The organism is Actinomadura scrupuli (genome assembly GCF_050971785.1).
Lineage (GTDB): Bacteria > Actinomycetota > Actinomycetes > Streptosporangiales > Streptosporangiaceae > Actinomadura_E > Actinomadura_E scrupuli.
In genome coordinates, this window is the sequence record NZ_JBPCCU010000003.1 from 496,063 (window position 1) to 516,082 (window position 20,020).

At 72.9% G+C, this 20,020-nt stretch carries 21 protein-coding genes; 10 read left to right on the forward strand and 11 right to left on the reverse strand.

All coding sequences use genetic code 11. The features are described from left to right. Positions 1-61: 61 nt before the first annotated feature. On the forward strand, positions 62-1,360 hold the full coding sequence (locus tag ACRYCC_RS16510) for a hypothetical protein (protein ID WP_433812964.1): 1,299 nt from the start codon (positions 62-64) through the stop codon (positions 1,358-1,360). 57 nt (positions 1,361-1,417) lie between these two features. Here the strand turns inward: ACRYCC_RS16510 and ACRYCC_RS16515 are convergent, their stop codons facing one another. Next, positions 1,418-1,588: a hypothetical protein gene (locus ACRYCC_RS16515; RefSeq protein ID WP_433812966.1), complete on the reverse strand. Its 171-nt coding sequence runs from the start codon at positions 1,586-1,588 to the stop codon at positions 1,418-1,420. Between the two features lie 89 nt (positions 1,589-1,677). After that, positions 1,678-2,259, reverse strand: coding sequence for a GNAT family N-acetyltransferase (locus ACRYCC_RS16520; protein WP_433812968.1), 582 nt, complete (start codon positions 2,257-2,259; stop codon positions 1,678-1,680). Positions 2,260-2,328: 69 nt separating this feature from the next. On the opposite strand from ACRYCC_RS16520, the gene ACRYCC_RS16525 reads away from it, so the two are divergent. Continuing rightward, positions 2,329-3,258 (forward strand): hypothetical protein, encoded by a 930-nt coding sequence (locus ACRYCC_RS16525; protein WP_433812969.1) that lies wholly within the window; start codon positions 2,329-2,331, stop codon positions 3,256-3,258. Here the strand turns inward: ACRYCC_RS16525 and ACRYCC_RS16530 are convergent. Next, on the reverse strand, positions 3,255-4,760 hold the full coding sequence (locus tag ACRYCC_RS16530) for a helix-turn-helix domain-containing protein (protein ID WP_433812970.1): 1,506 nt from the start codon (positions 4,758-4,760) through the stop codon (positions 3,255-3,257). The genes ACRYCC_RS16525 and ACRYCC_RS16530 overlap by 4 nt on opposite strands. A gap of 231 nt (positions 4,761-4,991) precedes the next feature. On the opposite strand from ACRYCC_RS16530, the gene ACRYCC_RS16535 reads away from it, so the two are divergent. Beyond that, positions 4,992-5,450, forward strand: a complete 459-nt coding sequence (locus ACRYCC_RS16535) for an ATP-binding protein (RefSeq protein WP_433812972.1) — start codon at positions 4,992-4,994, stop codon at positions 5,448-5,450. On the opposite strand, the gene ACRYCC_RS16540 is transcribed toward ACRYCC_RS16535, so the two are convergent. From ACRYCC_RS16540 to ACRYCC_RS16550, 3 genes are all read right to left on the reverse strand, one after another. Then, the gene (locus ACRYCC_RS16540; protein WP_433812973.1) at positions 5,441-6,355 is read right to left on the reverse strand and encodes an SDR family oxidoreductase; all 915 of its coding nucleotides are present in this window, start codon (positions 6,353-6,355) and stop codon (positions 5,441-5,443) included. The two genes, ACRYCC_RS16535 and ACRYCC_RS16540, sit on opposite strands and share 10 nt — an antisense overlap. Before the next feature lie 29 nt (positions 6,356-6,384). Then, the gene (locus ACRYCC_RS16545; RefSeq protein ID WP_433812975.1) at positions 6,385-6,978 is read right to left on the reverse strand and encodes a TetR/AcrR family transcriptional regulator; all 594 of its coding nucleotides are present in this window, start codon (positions 6,976-6,978) and stop codon (positions 6,385-6,387) included. Between the two features lie 188 nt (positions 6,979-7,166). Then, positions 7,167-7,592 carry a PPOX class F420-dependent oxidoreductase gene (locus ACRYCC_RS16550; RefSeq protein ID WP_433812979.1) on the reverse strand — a complete coding sequence of 142 codons (426 nt, stop codon included), beginning with the start codon at positions 7,590-7,592 and terminating at the stop codon, positions 7,167-7,169. Between the two features lie 55 nt (positions 7,593-7,647). On the opposite strand from ACRYCC_RS16550, the gene ACRYCC_RS16555 reads away from it, so the two are divergent. Next, entirely contained in the window at positions 7,648-8,286 is a 639-nt protein-coding gene (locus ACRYCC_RS16555; protein WP_433812980.1) for an alpha/beta hydrolase family protein, read from the forward strand. A 115-nt stretch (positions 8,287-8,401) separates the two neighbouring features. Here the strand turns inward: ACRYCC_RS16555 and ACRYCC_RS16560 are convergent, their stop codons facing one another. Both ACRYCC_RS16560 and ACRYCC_RS16565 read right to left on the reverse strand, forming a co-directional pair. Then, the gene (locus ACRYCC_RS16560) at positions 8,402-8,605 is read right to left on the reverse strand and encodes a DUF5999 family protein (protein ID WP_433812982.1); all 204 of its coding nucleotides are present in this window, start codon (positions 8,603-8,605) and stop codon (positions 8,402-8,404) included. 309 nt (positions 8,606-8,914) lie between these two features. Then, positions 8,915-9,481: a TetR/AcrR family transcriptional regulator gene (locus ACRYCC_RS16565; protein WP_433812984.1), complete on the reverse strand. Its 567-nt coding sequence runs from the start codon at positions 9,479-9,481 to the stop codon at positions 8,915-8,917. 121 nt (positions 9,482-9,602) lie between these two features. Here ACRYCC_RS16565 and ACRYCC_RS16570 point away from each other — a divergent pair, with 121 nt between their 5' ends. The 3 genes from ACRYCC_RS16570 to ACRYCC_RS16580 all read left to right on the forward strand — a co-directional run bounded on the left by ACRYCC_RS16570 (position 9,603) and on the right by ACRYCC_RS16580 (position 11,885). Next, the gene (locus tag ACRYCC_RS16570) at positions 9,603-10,004 is read left to right on the forward strand and encodes a plectin (protein ID WP_433812985.1); all 402 of its coding nucleotides are present in this window, start codon (positions 9,603-9,605) and stop codon (positions 10,002-10,004) included. 404 nt (positions 10,005-10,408) lie between these two features. After that, positions 10,409-11,059: a maleylpyruvate isomerase N-terminal domain-containing protein gene (locus ACRYCC_RS16575; RefSeq protein ID WP_433812987.1), complete on the forward strand. Its 651-nt coding sequence runs from the start codon at positions 10,409-10,411 to the stop codon at positions 11,057-11,059. A gap of 64 nt (positions 11,060-11,123) precedes the next feature. After that, positions 11,124-11,885, forward strand: coding sequence for an enoyl-CoA hydratase/isomerase family protein (locus ACRYCC_RS16580; RefSeq protein WP_433812988.1), 762 nt, complete (start codon positions 11,124-11,126; stop codon positions 11,883-11,885). A 140-nt stretch (positions 11,886-12,025) separates the two neighbouring features. Here the strand turns inward: ACRYCC_RS16580 and glmS are convergent, their stop codons facing one another. Both glmS and ACRYCC_RS16590 read right to left on the reverse strand, forming a co-directional pair. Beyond that, positions 12,026-13,840 carry a glutamine--fructose-6-phosphate transaminase (isomerizing) gene (glmS, locus tag ACRYCC_RS16585; RefSeq protein WP_433812990.1) on the reverse strand — a complete coding sequence of 605 codons (1,815 nt, stop codon included), beginning with the start codon at positions 13,838-13,840 and terminating at the stop codon, positions 12,026-12,028. Positions 13,841-13,918: 78 nt separating this feature from the next. Then, a complete protein-coding gene (locus tag ACRYCC_RS16590) occupies positions 13,919-14,194 on the reverse strand; it encodes a hypothetical protein (protein WP_433812992.1) in 276 nt (91 codons plus the stop codon). A 247-nt stretch (positions 14,195-14,441) separates the two neighbouring features. Here ACRYCC_RS16590 and ACRYCC_RS16595 point away from each other — a divergent pair, with 247 nt between their 5' ends. Further along, positions 14,442-15,833, forward strand: coding sequence for an MFS transporter (locus ACRYCC_RS16595; protein WP_433812994.1), 1,392 nt, complete (start codon positions 14,442-14,444; stop codon positions 15,831-15,833). A gap of 36 nt (positions 15,834-15,869) precedes the next feature. On the opposite strand, the gene ACRYCC_RS16600 is transcribed toward ACRYCC_RS16595, so the two are convergent. Continuing rightward, a complete protein-coding gene (locus tag ACRYCC_RS16600; RefSeq protein WP_433812996.1) occupies positions 15,870-16,112 on the reverse strand; it encodes a hypothetical protein in 243 nt (80 codons plus the stop codon). A 166-nt stretch (positions 16,113-16,278) separates the two neighbouring features. On the opposite strand from ACRYCC_RS16600, the gene ACRYCC_RS16605 reads away from it, so the two are divergent. Then, entirely contained in the window at positions 16,279-18,417 is a 2,139-nt protein-coding gene (locus tag ACRYCC_RS16605) for a molybdopterin oxidoreductase family protein (RefSeq protein ID WP_433812998.1), read from the forward strand. Further along, positions 18,414-19,967 (forward strand): FAD-dependent oxidoreductase, encoded by a 1,554-nt coding sequence (locus ACRYCC_RS16610; protein WP_433813000.1) that lies wholly within the window; start codon positions 18,414-18,416, stop codon positions 19,965-19,967. Before ACRYCC_RS16605 ends, ACRYCC_RS16610 begins: the two co-directional genes overlap by 4 nt. Positions 19,968-20,020: the final 53 nt, after the last annotated feature.

The following is a 20,020-nucleotide window of genomic DNA, read 5'->3' on the forward strand; positions in this document are numbered from 1 at the left end:
CGAGCCACCCTCCGGATGGGAGGCGAAGCGGGCCGCGACGCCGGGACGGTAGGTTTCGGACGTGGCAAAAGATCGTTCGTCGGGGCCCGGCCGGGCACAGCAGATCGGCTTCGCCGCCGCCCTCGGCGGCCTGGCCGGTGCCGCGCTGACCGGTCACCGGGGTGTGCGGGCCGGCTTCGCGGGCGCGGCGGCCGGCGCCGTCGCCCTGGGGGCCGTGGAGGCGGTGGCCCGGGCACGGCAGCGTCCCGGCCAGATCCCGGCGCTCTGGGCGCGGATCGCGAGCAGCGGTGCGCTGGCCGTTCCGCTCGGCTGGGCGGCCGGCCGCCTGACCGGCGCCGGGCCCCTCGCGGTCGGTGCGGTGACCGGTGCCGCCGCCGGCGCGCTGGCGCTACGGCCGCAGAAGGTGGCGCTGGGGCCGCTGGCCGGCGCGGCGGTCGGCGCCGCATTCCTGGCCCGGCGGCGGCCGGTGCCGGCGTCGGTGGTGGCGAGCACCACGGTGGTGTCCTACCGGGTGCTGGCGGCGCTGCTGTTCCGGGACCCGCAGGTGAGCCTGCTGGCCGAGCGGGTCCGGCCGGAGGAGCTGCCGTTCGTCGTGCCGCTGGGGGCCCGCGGCCGGTACGTCGGCACTGGCTATGTCCGGGACCTGGCGGGGGTGCTCGGCGGCACGTACGTCGAGGACGCGGCCGACGTCGGCATCGTCGCCTCGCTCGACGAGCTGCGCGGCCCGGACTTCGATCCGGCGCGGGTCGATCCGCGGGTCCGGGAGTTCTACGAGCACACGACGCGGTTCACGCTCGACATCGTCCCGCGGTGGCGGCTGTGGGTGCGGCCGGGCTACCTGCTCTACCGGACGCTGCTGGCCCGCCCCCTCGGCCAGGCCAGCGTCCCGATGAACCAGCGCGAGGCACAGCGCGGCGTCCGCGGCCGGATCGACACCATCACCTCCAGCCAGGACGGCGTCCCGCCGATCCGCGGCTGGATTCGCTCCTTCGCCGACACCGACGAGCCGATCTACGTCGGCATCTACACCACCTACCGCCACGAGGGCCGGGGATACGTCAGCGTCGGCTTCCCCGTCCCGCAGGCCAGTTTCACCGCGACCCTCCTGCCGCGCGCCCGCGCCGGCGGGGGCCTGATCCTGACCAGCCGCAGCGACCTCGACCAGCCTGGCCACTACCTGACCTACATAGATCCGCAGTCCCGGGACCTGACCGCCCTGGCGGTGCACGGCTTCGCCGAGCAGCTGGAGGTCTACGTGGAGGACGGCGAACTACGGGCCGAGCATGCCTTCTCGGTCTTCGGGCTGCCGTTCCTCATGCTCCACTACCGCATGCACCGCAAGCCCGCCTCGGCACCTTGATCGGGTCATCCCATCGAAAAAGACAAGACCGGCCCCCGTGGGGGCCGGACTCAGTTCCTAATCTTCCAGGAAGAGCAGCTCTTCCTGCTGGCCCCCATCGAGGATGTCAGCGATCTCCTCGGGAGGGAAACCTGCTCGCAGCCCCCGCAGGTAGAGGGGGGCTACGTAGGCCTCGCCCGCGTCGGTCTCGTCGCCGACGTTCGGCTTCTGCTCCGGCATCTCAGACATCGGAGATTTCCTTTCCGTGCTCTGGTTTGTGTCGCTCCTGTATCGGACAGTGCGCACCCGCACGGCTGCGGCAAGCAACGGCATGCGAGCTACGCGCGGGCCGACAACCGGGCTCTGACCTCGGGCCACTCGGTGACGAGGATCGAGAAGTACACGGTGTCGCGCCAGGTGCCGTCGGGGCGGCGGCGGTGCCGCCGCAGGACGCCTTCCCGCTGGGCGCCCAGCCGGGCGATCGCCGCCTGGGAGCGGAGGTTCAGGTGGTCGGTCTTGAGCTGGACCCGTCCCATGCCCAGATCCTCGAAGGCGTGGGCCAGCAGCAGGAGCTTGCACTCGGTGTTGACGGCGCTGCGCCAGTAGGCCCGCCCGTACCAGGTCCAGCCGATCTCGAGCCGCTCGTTGGCGGTGTCGATGTCCAGGAACGTGGTCCAGCCGACGGCCCGCCCGGACTCCCGGTGGATGACGGCGAACGGGACGTATTCGCCGGCCAGGATGGAGTGGAGCCGCTCCGCCAGCTCGCCCTCGTCGCGCGGGGCGGGGCCGCCCTGCCAGCGCCAGACCTCCTCGTCCCGGCCACCCGCCACGAACAGATCTCTCAGATGATCCAGGGTGAGGGGTTCCAGGCGGACGGTACGGCCGGTCAGGGTCACGGGCTGCGGATGCTTGGCGGTCACGGTCCCTGACCGTAGGCAGTCAGTGGGAAAGACGCAAAACGCTCCGTGCATCTGGTGGATCATGGCGGTGTGACGAGGCGCTCGATGTACGCGGCGGTGACCGCGGTGGTGCTGGTCCTGGCCGTGGGATGCGGGGGCGTGCGGGCGGGGACCGCCGCGCCGCGGGCGTCCGGCACGGCGGGCCATCCGGGCCCGACGCTCCGGGCGACCGTCATGGGTCCCGGCCAGGGCCGCGAGATGCCCAACCCCGGCGGCGCCGGCGACCCGCGGCTGACCTCGGCACTGCTGACCCGGTTCGAGGACTCCAGGGAGTCCCCGGACCTGCCCGGCGCCACGGTCGCCATGCCCGCCGCCGCCCAGGGCTCGATGTTCATCCCGATGCGGCAGGTGAGCAGCCCGCTGGGCGGCCCGCCGGAGTGCGTCAGGTGGACCTCCGGCGTGGCCTTCGCCGTCCTGAGCGACTTCAACACCCGGGGCGTGCAGCTCGCGGTGACCCGGCTGCGGAACGCCCCTCCGCGCCTGCGGCCCCCGGCGGCCGGGCGGACGCCCGCACCGGGGGGCACGCCTTCGATCGGACGGACGCCCGGGCCCCGGCGGGCTCCCTCGACCGGCCGTACGCCTCAGGTCTGGCGGACGTTCTCGGACGAGAAGACGGCGCACCTGACCTTCAGCGAGGCGATCGTCACCGGTCCCGCTCCGATGCTTGCCTCGCTCGGCGACCCGCGCGTACCGGCGTCCTGCGGGAAGCTCCCCGGCGTAGGCGGCGACACCGGCGGGATCCGGGCGCTCCCGCCGCCGGTTCCCGGCGCGTGGGCGTACCTCGTCACCGGGTCCGGTGAGATCCCGGTCTGGCAGTGGGTGGTGGTCGTACGGGCCGCGCGCTACCTCCTGGAGGTGCGCATCCCGAACCAGGCGCCCGCACCGCGCATGGACCCGGTACGGCTGCTGCCGCTGATCGCCCGGGCCGCCCGCGCCAGGGCCGACGCCGCCCTCGGTTAGGACGGCGCGCGGGTCAGCTCGCGGTAGTGCTCGTGGAACTCCCGTACCTCCGGCAACCGCGCGTACCTGCCGGTGAGGGCGTCGTCCAGCTCACGGGCGCGGAGTCGTACGGTCTGGAACCTGCTCGCCGACCCGAGCGCCTGCCTGCCGAGCGCGGCGGCCTCCTCGGGTGCACCGAGCCGGGTCAAGGCGATCCCCAGATTCATCCGGTTACCGGCCCCCTTTCCCGGGGCGACCTCGGCCGCCGGTCCCGACTCATGTACGGAAAGGGCACACCGGGCGTAATCCTCCGCCTTCACGAAGTTCTCTAGACGGAGGTGCGACCTGGCGGCGTAATCATGCAGCCTGGCTCTCAGGTCGGTGCTGTCGTCCTCGGTGAAGCGCAACGACACTCGCGTGGGAAGCCGGTCACAGAGCCGCTCGCCCTGGCGGATCATCTCCTCGGTGGGTTCCGGCTGTCCCAGTTGGGCGTGGACGCAGGCCGCCGTGGCGCGGAGCCGCACGGCCATCGGGTGTGACGCCGGGGTGAGCGCGATGCCCCGCTGGATCGCCAGTAAAGCTGTGCGGGGATCGTTGTCGTACTGGGCGCTGACCGCCTGGGCCTCGACTGCCAGTGCGCGCAGTTCGGCGTGGCCGGCCTGGTCGGCATGCTCGAAGCAGTCGAGGGCGTAGGCCTTCGCGGCCCGGCGGTCGCCCAGGTTGAGGGCCAGCCAGGTCATCGCCTCGTCCAGCCAGGCGGCGTAGACGTACAGCCGCCGTCCCTCCTTGAGGGTGTGGCGGCCCTGGATCAGCTCCTGGACCCGCTGCCGGTAGGCGCGGGCCACGGCGAACTGCTCCGCCAGGGGAGCGCGGTAGTAGCAACGGTCGAGGTCGGTGACGACGGCCTCCAGATGCTCCAGCGCACCGGAGCCGACCCCGGTGACCCCGGTCTGCCGGGTGAACTCCATGGCCTCGGCGGCCGCGTCCCCCAGCACGCGCTCCAGCGCGTACGGGGTGACCGCCGCCGCGAGACTCAGCCTCAGGGCGTCACGGCGGTTCGTGGGATCGCCTCCTTCCCGGGCCCGGCCGTACGGGACGTCCCTCCCATCGTGCGTCACCGGCAGCGGGGGGACCAGAGCCCGCGCGCGGAAGTTGGCGTCCAGGGCGCTGTGGTCCGCGCCGTCGAGCAGGTCGGCGACCGAGCACTCGTACAGCCGCGCCAGCCGGTCGAGGTCCTGGTAGGACGGGGTGCGGGCGGAGGCGCACGGGGCGGCGTCGAGACTCCAGTTCTCCCAGTACGACACGTGCTTGAAGGTCTTGGGGCGTTCGTCCGGCCAGCGCTCGTTGTACCGGGCCGCGACCTCGCGCTGCGTCCAGCCGTGCGCCAGCCGGAAGGCGACCCGGGCGTTCACCCGGTGCCGGGCGCCGATCACCGAGGCGATCTCCCGCCAGGTGCCGCCCTGGGCTCGCAGGTCGTCGCGCAGCCGCGCGATCTCCCGTTTGAGGCTTGCCTGTGACGCCACGCCCGCTCCTCCGGCTCGCCGCCGTGTCCCGCCGGCTTCCATCCAAGGCCAGATCCCGGCGTGATGCGGTGACCGGTGCGGTCATCGCCGCCGGGAACGGCGAATTTCCCCGCCTGCCGGGGAGTCGCCGAACGTACCGTCCCCGTCACGGAGGGTTCGCAATCCACGGTCCACCGCGTTCACTGGTGCGGCGGACGCCCCCGGCCGGGGGCGCGGGACAGGAGGCCGGCGATGCGGTCAGAACAGATCTTCGAGGCGGAGCCGGGCGCCGTGCCGGGCCTGCGGCGCTGGGCGGGCGGTCTGGTGCCCGTCCGGTGCGCCGTCCGGGACGAGGCGGTGCTGATCTTCTGCGAGCTGGCCACCAACGCCGCGACGCACGGCACCGCGGAGAAGGTCCGGGTCATCGTGGAACACGGCGGGGGCGGGTTGCGCGGCGCGGTCCGGGAACTCGGCGCGGTGACGGGGCACCCGGTGCCCGACCCGCGTGCCGTCGCCGAGATGCGGGCACTGGCCCGGCTCGGCGACGGCGAGCCCGTCGACCCGGACGACCTGCGGGAGACCGGCCGCGGGCTGGCGCTGATCGCGGCGCTGTGCGGGGACGACTGGGGCGTGCGAGCCACTCCGGACGGGCGCGAGGTGTGGTTCTTGCTCGCCCTCTGCCGCTGCCCGGGGGCCGCGGGTCAGCGGTAGTCCTCCACCTTGGCGTCCTTGTGGTCACCGTAGAAGGCGTCGGCGAAGAACCGCGTCGCCTCGGGCTGCGAGCCGTCGAGGTCGGTGAAGCCGTACTCCTTGGCCAGCACCCCGGCCGACAGGGACTTACCGGACCAGCGCCGCACGTCCGGGTCCCCCGCGAGCGCGGCCACCGCGCGGCCCACGTAGTGCGGGGTCTCGGAGATCGCGAACCACTTGTCCTTGGCGATCCCGTCCCGCCACCGGTCCTCGGTGACGCCGAAGTGCTCCAGCATCTCCTCCGAGCGCAGGAAGCCGGGCGTGAGCGCGACCGAGGTCACCCCGTGCGGGCCGACCTCGTCGGCGAGCATCTTGCCCATCCGGGTGATGGCCACCTTGACCAGGTCGTAGAACATCGACCCGCGGTAGCGGTCGTTGAACATGTCGTCGCCGTCGGTGAGCTCGATGACCAGGCCCCGGCCGCGCCGGACCAGCAAAGGGAGCACGGTGTGCAGGGTGATCAGGTGGGTCTCCAGGCCGTTGCGCACCATGTTCAGGCCCTTGCCCAGGTCGTGCTCCCAGATCGGCTTCCACTCGATCCACCGCTCGCCGCCCCAGGTGTCGTCGACGAGCACGTCCAGCCGGCCGTCCTGCTCCCGCTCGATGCGGGCCACCAGCTCCGCCACGTCGGCGGGGACCATGTGGTCACAGCGCACGGCGATGCCGTGCCCGCCGGCCTTGGTCACCAGCTCGGCGGTGTCCTCGATGGTCTCCGGCCGGTCCACGGGGCTGCGCGCGGCCCGCGTCGAGCGGCCGGTGACGTAGACGGTCGCGCCGGCCGCGCCGAGCTCGACGGCGATGGCCCGTCCGGCGCCGCGGGTGCCGCCGGTGACCAGCGCGATGGTGTCATGCAGTGGGAGGTTCATGTGCTGCTCCAATGTGCCGGGATGAGATGTCAGGAAGGCCGGGGGTGCCGCCAGGCCGCGAGCACCCCGTCGACGTCGGCCCGGACCCGCTCGCGCAGGCCGCCCTCGGGCAGCACCGACCAGCGGATCGCGCTGCCGTCGGCGAGCGCGGCGAGGACGCGCGCGGCCTGGGGGACCGGTGGCGCCCCCGGCAGGGCGCCGGTCGCGACCGCGCGCCGCACCAGGACCGCCACCTCGGCCTCGATCGCCGCGTAGACCTCCGCCAGCAGGCCGCGCAGCTCGTCGTCGGCGAAATCCACGGCCAGCTGGGCCAGGTTGTTGGCGGCGTTCGCGGGGTCGTCGAGCGCGGCGTACGGCTCGATCACTCCGCGGCGCAGTGCCTCCACCGGGTCCTCGACCCCCTCGACGGCGGCGCGGACGGTCCGCGGGAGCGCCTCGATGGTGATCCGCGACAACGCGGCCAGCAGCCCGTGCTTGGAGCCGAACCGCTGCACCAGCGTGCCCGCCACCACGCCCGCCTCGGCGGCGATGTCGGCGAGGGTGAAGGAGGGCCCCAACCGCCCTATGACCTCGCCGGCGGCGGCGAGCAGCCGCTCGTCACTGACCTTCCGGGGGCGTGCCATGGAGTTATTGAATCACGATTCATTAACTACCGCCACCCTGAGCGCCTCCCCAGGCCCCCTCCATGATCATGCAATCGTTCGACAAGCGATTACATGATCACGGAGGTGGGGAGGAGGGCGGAGCAGTCGGCCCGGCGGCTCAGTGGCTCGGGGTGGGTGGCTCGGGTGGTGGGTCGGGGTGGGGCGGGTCAGGCCGCGATGTCGCGCTGCGCGACGACCTTGGTGATCCGGACCCGGGCGAGGTACTCGCCGGGGACGGCGTTGCGGGCGCCGAACTCCTCGGCCTTGTCCTGGCCCATGTAGCGGCCCCCGAGGGCGGTGGCCCACTTCCTGAGCTCGCCCAGGTCCTCCGACAGCGACGCCATGCCGTGGATCACCACGAAGGAGTACGGCGGTCTCTCCTCGTCGACGCAGAGGCACACGCGGCGGTCCTGTTCGAGGATCCTGCCCTTCAGGCTCGTCTTGCCGGTGGTGAAGATCAGGTCGTCCCCGTCCAGCAGGAACCAGATGGGGGTCACGTGCGGGGCGCCGTCCGCGCGGGTCAGGCCGAGCTTGCCGGTCCGGGTGCCGGCCAGCACGAACTCCCGCCACTCCGCGTCCGTCATCGTTCTCATCCGGCAAGTCTGCCCGCTGGCCGATCACGTAACCGGCATCGCTACGGTGGGTGAGATGGACATCCAGACGGCGCTCGGGCCGGCCGAGGTGACGCTGGACGTGACGGCGGACCCGCGCTTCCTGCTGGTGCTGACGCACGGCTCCAACGGCGGTGTGGAGGCCGCGGACCTGCTGGCGGTACGGGACGTGGCGCTGGCCCTGGGAGGTGCGGTGGCCCGGGTGATGCAGCCCTTCCGGGTGGCGGGCAGACGGTTCCCGGGCGACGCGGCACGGCAGGACGAGGCCTGGCTCGAGGTGATCGGCGTGCTCCGGGAGAAGTGCGGTGACCTCGCGTTGATCCAGGGCGGGCGGAGCAACGGCGCCCGGGTGGCCTGCCGTACCGCCCGCCGGGCGGGAGCCAGGGGAGTGCTGGCGCTGGCGTTCCCGCTGCACCCGCCGGGGAAGCCGGAGCGGTCGCGGGCGGGCGAACTGCGCGAGGCGAGGGGGGACGGCGCCGGGCCGGGCGCGGAGGTGCTGGTGGTCAGCGGCGAACGTGATCCGTTCGGCATCCCCGACGCCGCGGACGCCACCCGGGTGGAGGTGCTGCCGGGGGAGCGCCACGACCTGGCGAAGAACCCGGCCGCGGTCGGCGTGGTCGTCGAGCCGTGGCTACGGCGCTGGGCGAGCCCGCCCGGTGGTCGGCCGGCGGGCTGACCGGCCGGGTCCGGGACCGTGCGGCGGGCCCGCGACGGGTGTGTCAAGGCAGGCGGCTACGCCCCCGAAGACGATCATCTGATGTGATCGGCCGCCACGCTCCCGTGGCGGACGGTCAGGCCGCCGACGGAGCCGGAAGGTCCGTGGGACGGTGCGGTGCGATGATCCCCCCGTTGGGCAGCAGCTCGCCTGTGTCGTCGAACAGGACGACGCCGTTGCACAGAAGGCTCCACCCCTGCTCAGGGTGGCAGGCGATCGTGCGTGCGGCCTCGCGATCGTGCGTGTCGGACGAGGGACAGGTCGGCTGGTGCGGGCACATCTGTGTGCCTCCGGTCTCAACTACTCGTGGATGTGCTGTCGGTCTGTCTCTTAGGACGTTCACCAGTGTCCTGGGGTTCGCCTCGGCGCGGAATAGTCCGTTGGGGCGATGTTGGTCCTGACACCATCGCACCCCCGTCCTGTGACCCCGCTCACTGCTGGTTGTGCCCAGCCTCCCCCTGATCAATAACCTTCCCGAAACGACACGCCGTCCATTCGGGAACGAATCTGCGACCTTTGCCCGCCTTCGCCGGGTTCAAGCCGCTGACCAGCCGGTCTGGGCCCACCGGCATGGGGGAACGCGGGCCGCTCAGCGGGCGGCGGCGAGCCCGGCGAGGACCAGGCCGAGCCCGGCGGTGAACCGGTCGGCCCAGTCGGCGGTGCCCTCGGGGTCGGCCGCCTGCCGGGCGGCCAGGCCCCGCACCTCCAGTGCCGTGTGGCCGATGACGAAGCTCAGCAGGGCGTGCGCCCCGGTGGACGCGGCGGCCTCACGATGACCGGCCTGCCGGAGCACCTCCTGCAAGGACGCGGCCGTGGTGGACAGCGCCACGGGGTTGCGCCGGGTCACCAGCAGCGGGAGCACGCCCGCGTGGCCGAGCAGCCGATCCCGGTAGCCCTCGGCCCAGCCGGTCAGCCGCCGCCGCCAGTCCGCGCCCGCGCCGCCCGGCGGCGCGGGATGCACGGCGACGTGCTCGACGAGCCCGTCGAGCAGTTCCTCCTTGCCCCGGGGAAGGTGATGGTAGATCGCCATCGCCTCCACCTCGAGGGAGTCGCCGAGCCGGCGCATGGTCAGCCGGCTGAGGCCCTGGCCGTCGACGATGCGCAGCGCGGCGTCGATGATCCGATCGCGGGTGAGCGGCTCCCGGGGATGTGACATGGGGAGACCTTACTACGTAAAGGTCGTGACCCGCGTCGTGACACACGGCGACCCGGCGTACTCTTGCCCTTCAGGGGCCGCGACCAGCCCCTTTCGTGCGCTGAGAGGAAGGACCTCGCCAATGCTGGGCCGCCGGGTCAACAAGGACGTCCAAGAGCGCTACAGCGCCGACCAGGAGCTGGCCGGCACCTACGGCGACAAGCTGACGGCTGCCACCGGCGCGGAGCAGGAGCTTCGGCGGGCGCAGGCCGCCGGCCGCCCGGCGGCGGAGCTGCGCGAGCTGTCCAACGCCCTGGACCGGGCCTTCGCCGACGCCATCCTCGCGGCGCAGGCGTCCGAGCGGGTCGCCATGGGCACCAAGACCTACGCCTCGGACGATCCCAAGTCGGCGCGGCCGGCCGAGATCGCCCGGCGGAAGGCCGCGGCGCGGTGGGACGTCCGGCCCTGGACCGACGAGGTGGACCGGCTGCGGACCGCCCGGGAGGCGCACAAGCTCAGCTACCGCCCGGTCGCCCGTACCTGACCGGGGGCCGCACCGCCGGCGGGCCCGCGCCGTTGAGCGGGCGTGACGGCAGCCGGGGGCGCCCCGCGCCCCTGAGCGGCATGGCCGGCCCGGGCCGGCGACGCGCCCGGCGGTCGCGGCCGATCCCGGGCGGTTTCCCCGGTGGGTCAGGGGGATGACCCAGGCGAGGCCGCGGGACACAGCATCACCGGGTGGCACCCGCCGCGGAACTTTGAGAATCTACCCACTCACGTACGCGCCGTGGCGGCATCGCCCGGTGCCCGCGGCTCGGGCGCGGTGACCGTCGTCGCCGTCGCCCCGGGGCCGGGGTGGGCCCCGGCGCGGGAGCCGAGCCGGGTAAAAGGCCGGGAAGACCCGGCAGGGGCATGGCAGGGTGGCCGTGACCCGATCGTGGGGGGAGACACTTGGAGCGCACGCCACCGGACCGTCATCGGGTCCTGGAGTCCTACCGGGACGGGGTCGCGGTCATCCGCGGGCTCGCCGCGGAGTGCTCCGACTGGAGCGTGCCGACCCCGTGCCCCGACTGGCAGGCCCTGGACCTCGCCGGTCACCTGCGCTGCGTCGCGGAGAACTACCTCGAGTACCTCCAGGACGCCCCCGACAGCCGGCTGTCCAAGCTGTTCGCCCAGAACGCCGCGTCGGCGGTGCTGATCCGGCAGCAGGCCAGGCAGAACGCGGCCGAGCTCGCGGTGCTGCCGGCCGAGACCGGCCCGGAGCGGATCATGTCGTTCACGGTCTCCGCGGGCGCCTACGCCGACCTCGTCCCGGACGCCTGGGACCGCACGCACCTCATCCACCGGGGCACCAAGTACACCGTGGGCGACCACGCCGGTGCCGCCTGCGTCGAGTGGCATCTGCACGCCTGGGACCTCGCCCGCGCGCTCGGCAGGGACTACCGGCCGCGCGACGCCGAACTGCTGGTGGCGGCCTGGACGTGGGGCGTGCCGCACCTGCCGCTGGGCTCCGGCGACCCCTGGCAGGCGGTGCTGTCCTCCTCGGGGCGCTCGCCCGACTGGCCCGCCGGTGGCCGGCGGCGCCGCGGCCGCCATCATTGAGCACGCGCGGGCATCGAGCGGGCACCGAGCCCGTACCGCCCGGCGGCATGAGGAGACCGACCCGATGCTGGACCTGACCATCCACGAGCAGGTGGCGACCGTACGGATCAACCGGCCGGAGAAGCGCAACGCGATGACGCCCGAGATGTGGCGGGCGCTGCCCGGGCTGCTCGACGGGCTCGCCGCCGATCCGGACGTACGGGTCATGGTGCTCACCGGCGCGGGCGGGACCTTCTGCGCCGGGGCCGACATCACCGACCTGGGCAGGCTGGGGGACGAGCTGACGGTGGTCGCGGAGGAGGCCCTCGCCGCCTTCCCGAAGCCGAGCATCGCGATGATCGAGGGCTACTGCGTGGGCGGAGGATGCCAGCTCGCGGCCGCCTGCGATCTGCGCTTCGCGGCCGACGACGCCAGGTTCGGCATCACGCCCGCCAAGCTCGGCATCGTCTACCCGGCCGCGACGACCCGCCGGCTGGTGGGCCTGATCGGCCCGTCCGCCGCCAAGTACCTGCTGTTCTCGGCCGACCTGATCGGAGCCGCCCAGGCCCTGCGGATCGGGTTCCTCGACGAGATGCTGCCCGCGCCGGCCCTGCACGACCGGGTGCGCGAGTTCTGCCGTACCGTCGCCACGCGCTCGCAGCTCAGCGTGCGGGCCGCCAAGGATCTCGTCGACCTCAGCGCGGCCGGGCGGCTCGGCGACGAGCAGGCGGCCCACTGGCGCCGGGAGGCCGCCGCGGCCGGCGACCTCGAGGAGGGGGTGCGCGCGTTCGTGGAACGCCGCCCGCCGCGGTTCGGCTGGACCGGCTCCGGGCTCACCCAGCGCTGACCCTGCTCTGCCACCCCTTCCGTGATCATGCAATCGTTCGTCGAACGATTGCATGATCACGGAGGTGGAGCGGGTCGGGCGCCGGCCACGTGGGGTGGGGAACGGGACCGGGGCAGGTCGTCAGTGTGGGTGGGTTGAGGTCACTCCACCGTGACGCTCTTGGCCAGGTTCCGGGGCTTGTCGACGTCGTGACCGAGCTCCACCGCCGCGTGGTAGGCGAGGATCTGCAGCGGGATGGTCAGCAGGATCGGGTCCAGCTCGGTCTCGTTCTTGGGCACGATGATGACGTCGTCGGCGAGCTTGCCGTCCAGTGCGCGATGCGCGATCGCCAGCACCCGGCCCTTGCGTGCCCGGATCTCGCCCAGCGTGGACAGGTTCTTCTCGTGCAGGTCGTCGTCGGGTATCACCGCGATCGTCGGCAGCTCGGGGCAGACCAGGGCCAGCGGGCCGTGCTTGAGCTCGCTGGCCGGGTAGGCCTCGGCGTGCAGGTAGGAGATCTCCTTGAGCTTCTGGGCGCCTTCGCGGGCCGCGGGGAAGCCGCGCACCCGGCCGATGAAGAACATGCCCGGGTAGCCGGCGTACTCCTTGGCCAGCGCGGCGATCGCGTCCTCCTGGGCGAGGATCTCCTCGATCTGGCCGGGCAGGGCGCGCAGGCCGTCGGCGATCCGGCGGCCGTTGGCGGGGGACAGGTCGTGGATCCGGCCCAGGTGCAGGGCGATCAGGGCCAGCACCACCGCGGTCGAGGTGAACGCCTTGGTGGAGGCCACCGACACCTCGGGGCCCGCGTGCAGGTAGACGCCGCCGTCGCACTCGCGGGCGATCGCGCTGCCCACCGCGTTGACCACCCCGAGGACCCGGCCGCCCTTGCGCCGCAGCTCCTGGACGGCGGCGAGGGTGTCGTAGGTCTCGCCCGACTGGCTGACGGCGATGTACAGCGTGTCGCCCTCGACGACGGGGCTGCGGTAGCGGAACTCCGACGCGGGCTCGGCGTCGGCGGGGATCCGGGCCAGCTCCTCGATCAGCTGGGCGCCGATCTGCCCGGCGTAGTAGGCCGAGCCACAGCCGATGATCTTGACCCGGCGGAACTCGCGGGCCTCCCGCGGGTCGAGGTTGAGCCCGCCGAGGTGGGCGGTGTGGAAACGGCCGTCCAGCCGCCCCGACAGGGCCCGCCGGACCGCCGCGGGCTGCTCGTGGATCTCCTTCTGCATGAAGGTGTCGAAGGAGCCGGTGTCCCACTGGCCGGGCTCCCAGTCGACCACCGAGGGGCTCTTGGACGTGGTGCGGGCGTCCTGGGTCCAGGTGCGGAACCCGTCGGCGCGCACGGTGGCCAGCTCGCCGTCGTCCAGGTGCACGATCTGCCGGGTGTAGCGGACCAGCGCGGACAGGTCGGAGGCGACGAACATCTCCTTCTCGCCGATGCCGAGCACGACCGGGCTGCCGTTGCGGGCCACCACGATGAGGTCCGGCTCGGCGGCGTCCACGACCGCGATGCCGTACGTGCCCACCACCGCGCTGAGGGCCTGCCGGACGGCGTCCTCCAGGCTCTCGGCGGCGGACTGCGAGATCAGGTGCGCCAGGACCTCCGAGTCGGTCTCGGAGACGAACTCCACGCCGTCTGCCACCAGCTTGGCGCGCAGCTCGTCGGCGTTCTCGATGATGCCGTTGTGCACGACGGCGATCGAGCCGGAGACGTGCGGATGGGCGTTGGCGTCGCTCGGCTCGCCATGGGTGGCCCACCGGGTGTGCCCGATCGCCGGAGCGCCCTTGAACCGGGCGGGCAGGTCGGCGGCGAGGTCGGCCACCCGGCCCTTGACCTTGCGGACCCGCAGATCACCGGAGCGGCCGACCACCGCGATGCCCGCGGAGTCGTACCCCCGGTACTCCAGGCGCGCGAGGCCCTCCAGCAGGACCGGGACGGCGTCCCTCGGCCCGATGTACGCCACGATTCCACACACGGTGAGTGTCTCCTCTGTCTGGGTACGTCCGTGGTCCCGGGCGGGGGCCCGGGACCTCGGACGAACTGGTGCCGATGGTCAGCCGTACACGATCCGACGCAGCTGGCGCAGCGATAGTTCGGGCGGGGCGACCCGCCGGAGCGGCAGCTCGGCGGCGATCCGGTTGAAGATCCTGTCGTTGGTCAGGCCCGCCGCCCGCAGCTCGCCGTGCCGCCGGCGCACGTACGCCTCCGCCGGCTCGGTGAAATAGGCGATCACGTCGGCGACCACCCGCGCGGCCTCGCCCGTGGTGAGCGTGGTGGTGCGGGTCAGGTGATCGACGAGATCCCCGTACGGCTGTCCAGCGGTGGGCATGAGACCTCATTCTGGCCTGTCGACGGTGACGACTCCAAGGATTCTGCCCGCAATCGGGCAGAAAGTTGCCATCCGGTGGGTCTAGCCCGCGGTCTGCTCACCTTGGGACGTTTCGGATGTGCGGAGGACGTTGCGTGCCGGGCACACATGGTGACCCCGGATGAAACGCGGCGTTCCTAGGTTCCAGGTGCCGGCGCCACTCGGCCGGCCGACAGCCCGCGACCGCCACGACTCCTGGAGGACCAGCATGACGGCACTGGCCGACGACGAGACCAAGGTGCGGGCCCCCTCCCGCCGGGCCGGTCACTGGATCGACGTCTGGGAGCCGGACGACGAGGCCTTCTGGGCCCGGACCGGCCGCAGGGTCGCGGTCCGGAACCTGGTCTTCTCGATCCTCACCGAGCATCTCGGCTTCTGCGTGTGGCTGCTGTGGAGCATCGCGGTGCTGAACCTGCCCAAGGCCGGGATCAGGCTGTCGGTGAGCGAGCTGCTCTGGCTGACCACCACGCCCAACCTGGTCGGGGCCGCGGTCCGCGTCCCCTACACGTTCGCGCCCGCCAGGTTCGGCGGGCGCAACTGGACGATCACCTCCGCGCTGCTGCTTCTGATCCCGTGCGGGTCGTTCGTCTACGCGATCAACAACCCCGACCTGCCCTTCTGGGCGCTGCTGCTGATCGCGGCGATGACGGGGCTGGGCGGCGGCAACTTCGCCTCGTCGATGGCGAACATCACGCACTTCTACCCGGTGAGCAGGCAGGGGCTCCCGCTGGGCCTGAACGCGGCGGGCGGGAACCTGGGCACCAGCGTCACCCAGCTGGCCATGCCGCCGCTCATCGTGGCCTTCGGCCTGGTGGCCGTGGGGTGGGTGTGGATGCCGCTCATCCTGCTGGCCGCGGCGGGGGCGTACTTCTTCATGGACAACCTCACCACGGCCACCTCGGCCTACACGGCCCGCGAGATGCTGACCATCGCCAGGCGCTCGCAGACCGCCGTCATGTCGGTGCTCTACATCGGCACCTTCGGCTCGTTCATCGGATACGCCTTCTCCTTCGGCGTCCTGATCAAGAGCGAGTTCCCGTCGGTCAAGGGCGCGGACTACATCTGGCTGGGCGCTCTGGTGGGCTCGCTGGCCCGGCCGCTCGGCGGCTGGCTGGCCGACCGCTTCGGCGGCGCCCGGGTCACCATGATCGATTTCTTCCTCATGGGCCTGGGGATCGGCGCGGTCGCGATGGCGGTGAACGCCAAGGACTGGAACGCCTTCCTGGCCGCGTTCCTGTTCGTCTTCGCCACCACCGGCATCGGCAACGGGTCGACCTACCGCATGATCCCCGCGATCTTCCGCACCCAGGCGCTGGCCGGGGTGGACCAGAGCGACCCCGTTGCCGGCGCCGCGGCGACCGCCAGGGGGCGCCGGGACGCGGCCGCGGCGATCGGCATCTGCTCGGCCGTCGGCGCCTTCGGCGGGGTGCTGATCCAGCAGGCCTTCCGCATCTCGCTGGAGGAGACCAAGAGCATCAGCCCGGCGCTCACCGGGCTCGCCGTCTTCTACGGTGTCTGCGTCGCGCTGACGTGGTTCTGCTACCTGCGGCGCCGGGTCGCGGTCAGGGCGGTGCCGAGCCTCGCCGGCGCCGGAGTCTGAGCCCGCCTCCGGCGCACCGGAGCCGGAGCGGGAACGTCAGGCGTGGTCGCTGACCAGATCGGCCACCCGGGGATCGGCCATCCGGGCGCAGTGGGCGGAGCAGTACCACTTCCGCTCCACCTCGACCCCATGGCCGATCACCCGGCACTTGCAGTGCTCGCAGATGGGCGCCATCGCGGTGATCGCGCATTCGAAGCTGTCGAACACGTGCACGGCCCCCTGGGCGTGCACCTCGAACGTCATGTCGTACTCGTTGCCGCATACCTCGCACCGAGCCATGGTCCTCTCCCCCCGGTCGTACCTCATGACGCGATCTACCCACCCGGCTCCGGCGGTACCCGCCGACGATCACTTGACCTCGGACAATACGCCCGGTGAGTCCGTTTTAACGCTGAGGTCACACAAGGGACGCCACCGCGAAACGCCCTCTGAACAAGATCGAGCCGTGACCGAGACACCGACGCACTGCCCCTACTGCGCCCTGCAGTGCGGGATGACCGTGGGGGGCACGCCGGTCACGGTCGCCGCGCGCGACGACGTACCGGCCAACCAGGGCGGGCTGTGCCAGAAGGGCTGGACGGCGGCCGATCTCCTGGACGCCCCGGACCGGCTCACCACGCCGCTGCGGCGCGCGCATCTCGGCGCGCCGCTGGAGCCCTGCACCTGGGACGAGGCGCTCGACCACATCGCCGCGGAGGTCGGGCGGCTGCAGCGGGAGCACGGCCGGGACGCCGTCGCGGTGTTCGGCGGAGGCGGCCTCACCAACGAGAAGGCCTACCAGCTGGGCAAGTTCGCCCGGATCGCGCTGCGCACCTCCCAGATCGACTACAACGGCCGGTTCTGCATGTCGTCGGCCGCCGCCGCCCTCAACCGGGCCTTCGGGCTGGACCGCGGCCTGCCGGTGCCGATCACCGACATCGCCGCGGCCGACACGGTGCTGCTCGCGGGCGCCAACGTCGCCGAGACGATGCCGCCGTTCATGCGGCACCTGGGAGACCAGCGGCGCAACGGCGGCACCCTCATCGTGATCGACCCCCGTAAGACGGCCACCGCGCGCCAGGCCGACCTGCATCTGCAGCCCACCCCGGGCACGGACCTGGCGCTGGCCAACGGGCTTCTCCACCTCGCCATCGCCGAGGGGCTGGTGGACCACGCCTACCTCGCCGAGCGGACGACCGGGTTCGACCGGGTACGGACCGCCGTGAACGGCTACTGGCCCGACCACGTCGAGCGGATCACGGGCGTGCCGGTCACCCACATGCGCGAGGCGGTGCGGCTTCTCGCCGGAGCCCAGGTCACAGGGGTGCCCGCCGAAGGAGGCACACCGGGCCGCCGCCGCACCGCCCTCGTTCTCACCGCCCGGGGTTCGGAGCAGCACGCCTCCGGCACCGACACCGTCACCGCCTTCATCAACCTGGCGCTGGCGCTCGGCCTGCCGGGCCGGCCGGGCTCCGGGTACGGCTGCATCACCGGCCAGGGCAACGGCCAGGGCGGGCGGGAGCACGGCCAGAAGGCGGACCAGCTGCCCGGTTACCGGAAGATCGACGACCCGGAGGCGCGGGCGCACGTGGCCGCGGTCTGGGGAGTCGACCCGGAGATCATTCCTGGCCCGGGGCGCTCGGCGTACGAGCTGCTGTCCGCGCTCGGCGAGCCGAAGGGGCCCCGGGCGCTGCTGGTCTTCGGCTCCAACCCGGTCGTGTCGGCGCCCCGGGCGGCCATGATCGAGGAGCGTCTCAACGCGCTGGAACTGCTGGTCGCGGCCGACTTCGTGCTGTCGGAGACCGCCGCCCGGGCCGACGTCGTGTTGCCCGTCACGCAGTGGGCGGAGGAGTCCGGCACGATGACCAACCTGGAGGGCCGGGTGCTGCGCAGACGGCAGGCCGTACCGGTGCCGGCCGGAGTCCGCTCCGACCTTGAGGTCCTGGCGGAGCTCGCCGGCCGGCTCGACGCCCCCGGGACGTGGGACACCGCGCCGGCCGACGTGTTCGACGAGCTGCGCAGGGCCAGTGCCGGCGGGATCGCCGACTACTCCGGCATCACCTACGAGCGGATCGAGAAGGAGGGCGGGGTCTTCTGGCCCTGCCCCGGCGAGGGGCACCCCGGGACCCCGCGCCCCTTCCTGGACCGGTTCGCCACCCCCGACGGGAGGGCGCGGTTCACCCCGGTCGAGCACCGGGGGCCCGCCGAGGGCGTCGACGCGGACTACCCGCTGTTCCTGACCACCGGCCGGGTGCTGGCCCACTACCAGAGCGGTGCCCAGACCCGCCGGGTCAAGGCCCTGGTGGAGGCCGCCCCCGAGCCGTACGCGGAGCTGCACCCGGACCTGGCCGAACGGCTGGGCATCACCGAGGGCGTGCTGGTGCGGGTCACCAGCCGCCGCGGCATGTCGGTCGTGGCGGCGCGGCTGACCGACACCATCCGGCCGGACACCGTCTTCATCCCCTTCCACTGGGCCGGTGCGGGACGGGCCAACCTGCTCACCAACCCCGCGCTCGACCCGATGTCGAGGATGCCGGAGTTCAAGGTCTGTGCCGTACGGGTCGAGATCGCGGTCTCCGCGGTCGAGGAGGAGAGCACCGGATGAACGGCCCTCACAACGCGAAGACCGCGGACCCCGGTGACGGAATCGTCGTGGTCGGCAACGGTATGGCGGGCTCCCGGCTGGTCTCCGAGATCAGGGCCCGCGACCCCGAGGTGCCGCTGACGGTGTTCGGCGCCGAGTCGAGGCAGCCCTACAACCGGGTGCTGCTGTCCAACGTCCTGTCCGGCGCCACCGAGGCCGGTCACATCGGGCTCGTCGACGAGGCCTGGTACGGCGCCCACGACGTCGACGTGCGGCGCGGGGTGGAGGTCACCCGGATCGACCGCCTGGCCAGGAGGGTGCACGCCTCCGACGGCACGGCCACCTCGTACGGCACGCTCGTCATGGCCACCGGCAGCAGGGCGCTCGTGCCGCCCATCCCGGTCGTCGGCGCGGACGGCGGCCCGCGCGGCGGCGTGGCGGAGGAGCCGCCGTACGGCGTGGTCGCCTTCCGTACCCTCGACGACTGCCGCGACATCCTGGAGGCGGCCGGCGGCGCCCGGCACGCGGTCGTGATCGGCGGCGGGCTGCTCGGCATCGAGGCCGCCCGCGGCCTGGTGGGCCGCGGGCTGGAGGTGACGGTGCTGCATCTGGCGGGGCACCTCATGGAGCGCCAGCTCGACCCCGAGGCCGGGAAGGTGCTGGCGCGCACCCTGGGCCGGCTGGGCATCCGCGCCCGCCTGGACACCCAGACCGCGGCCCTGCGAACGGCCCCGCGGCCCGGCGGGGACACCGGTGGCGGGTCCTCCGCCGGGCCGGCGAGCCGGGTGACCGGGGTGGAGCTGGCCGGCGGCGAGGTGCTGCCGGCCGATCTGGTCGTGCTGGCGTGCGGGGTCCGGCCCGAGGTGGAGCTGGCCCGCGCGTCCGGCCTGGCCGTCGACCGGGGCATCGTGGTCGACCAGACCCTGACGTCGGTCACCGATCCGTCCGTCCGGGCCATCGGGGAGTGCTCGCAGTACGGGGACACCGTCTACGGCCTGGTCGCTCCGGCGTGGGAGCAGGCGGCGGTGCTCGCCGACCTGCTCACCGGGACCGACGCCGCCGCCCGCTACACCGGTTCGCGGCAGGTGACCCGGCTCAAGGCCGCCAGCGTCGAGCTGGCCGCGATGGGGGAGACCCACCACGACCCGTTCGACGAGGACGTCGAGATCCTGCAGTTCGCCGACATCGCCCGCGGCACGTACAAGAAGGTCGTCATCCGGGGCGGGCGGCTGATCGGCGCGATCCTGCTCGGCGAGACCAGCATGTCCGGCACCCTCACGCAGCTCTACGACCGGGCCGCACCGCTGCCCAGCGACCGGCTCAGCCTGCTCTTCCAGGGTCTCGGCGGGCCGGCCGCCGCCGATTCGCCGGTCCGCATGCCGGACGCGGCCACCGTGTGCCACTGCAACAACGTCACCAAGGGCAAGATCCGGGCGTGCTGGCAGCAGGGGGCGCGGACCATCGAGGCCGTCTCGGCGCGGACCCGGGCCGGCACCGGCTGCGGCGGCTGCCGGGACGCGGTCGAGGGCATCGTGGGCTGGCTGGACGAGCAGGAGTCCGCGGACGTGTGAGCGGCCCGGTGGGCCGTGGCCCCGGGGATGTGCACCCGTTCGCCGGTCACTGT

What these genes read in the sequence shown, in the direction of transcription:
- ACRYCC_RS16515 (WP_433812966.1), bottom strand. Translation starts at nt 1,588, where the DNA reads ATGTCTGAGATGCCGGAGCAGAAGCCGAACGTCGGCGACGAGACCGAC.
- ACRYCC_RS16535 (WP_433812972.1), top strand. Translation starts at nt 4,992, where the DNA reads ATGCGGTCAGAACAGATCTTCGAGGCGGAGCCGGGCGCCGTGCCGGGC.
- ACRYCC_RS16540 (WP_433812973.1), bottom strand. Translation starts at nt 6,355, where the DNA reads ATGAACCTCCCACTGCATGACACCATCGCGCTGGTCACCGGCGGCACC.
- ACRYCC_RS16545 (WP_433812975.1), bottom strand. Translation starts at nt 6,978, where the DNA reads ATGGCACGCCCCCGGAAGGTCAGTGACGAGCGGCTGCTCGCCGCCGCC.
- ACRYCC_RS16550 (WP_433812979.1), bottom strand. Translation starts at nt 7,592, where the DNA reads ATGAGAACGATGACGGACGCGGAGTGGCGGGAGTTCGTGCTGGCCGGC.
- ACRYCC_RS16555 (WP_433812980.1), top strand. Translation starts at nt 7,648, where the DNA reads ATGGACATCCAGACGGCGCTCGGGCCGGCCGAGGTGACGCTGGACGTG.
- ACRYCC_RS16560 (WP_433812982.1), bottom strand. Translation starts at nt 8,605, where the DNA reads ATGTGCCCGCACCAGCCGACCTGTCCCTCGTCCGACACGCACGATCGC.
- ACRYCC_RS16565 (WP_433812984.1), bottom strand. Translation starts at nt 9,481, where the DNA reads ATGTCACATCCCCGGGAGCCGCTCACCCGCGATCGGATCATCGACGCC.
- ACRYCC_RS16570 (WP_433812985.1), top strand. Translation starts at nt 9,603, where the DNA reads ATGCTGGGCCGCCGGGTCAACAAGGACGTCCAAGAGCGCTACAGCGCC.
- ACRYCC_RS16580 (WP_433812988.1), top strand. Translation starts at nt 11,124, where the DNA reads ATGCTGGACCTGACCATCCACGAGCAGGTGGCGACCGTACGGATCAAC.
- ACRYCC_RS16590 (WP_433812992.1), bottom strand. Translation starts at nt 14,194, where the DNA reads ATGCCCACCGCTGGACAGCCGTACGGGGATCTCGTCGATCACCTGACC.
- ACRYCC_RS16595 (WP_433812994.1), top strand. Translation starts at nt 14,442, where the DNA reads ATGACGGCACTGGCCGACGACGAGACCAAGGTGCGGGCCCCCTCCCGC.
- ACRYCC_RS16600 (WP_433812996.1), bottom strand. Translation starts at nt 16,112, where the DNA reads ATGGCTCGGTGCGAGGTATGCGGCAACGAGTACGACATGACGTTCGAG.
- ACRYCC_RS16610 (WP_433813000.1), top strand. Translation starts at nt 18,414, where the DNA reads ATGAACGGCCCTCACAACGCGAAGACCGCGGACCCCGGTGACGGAATC.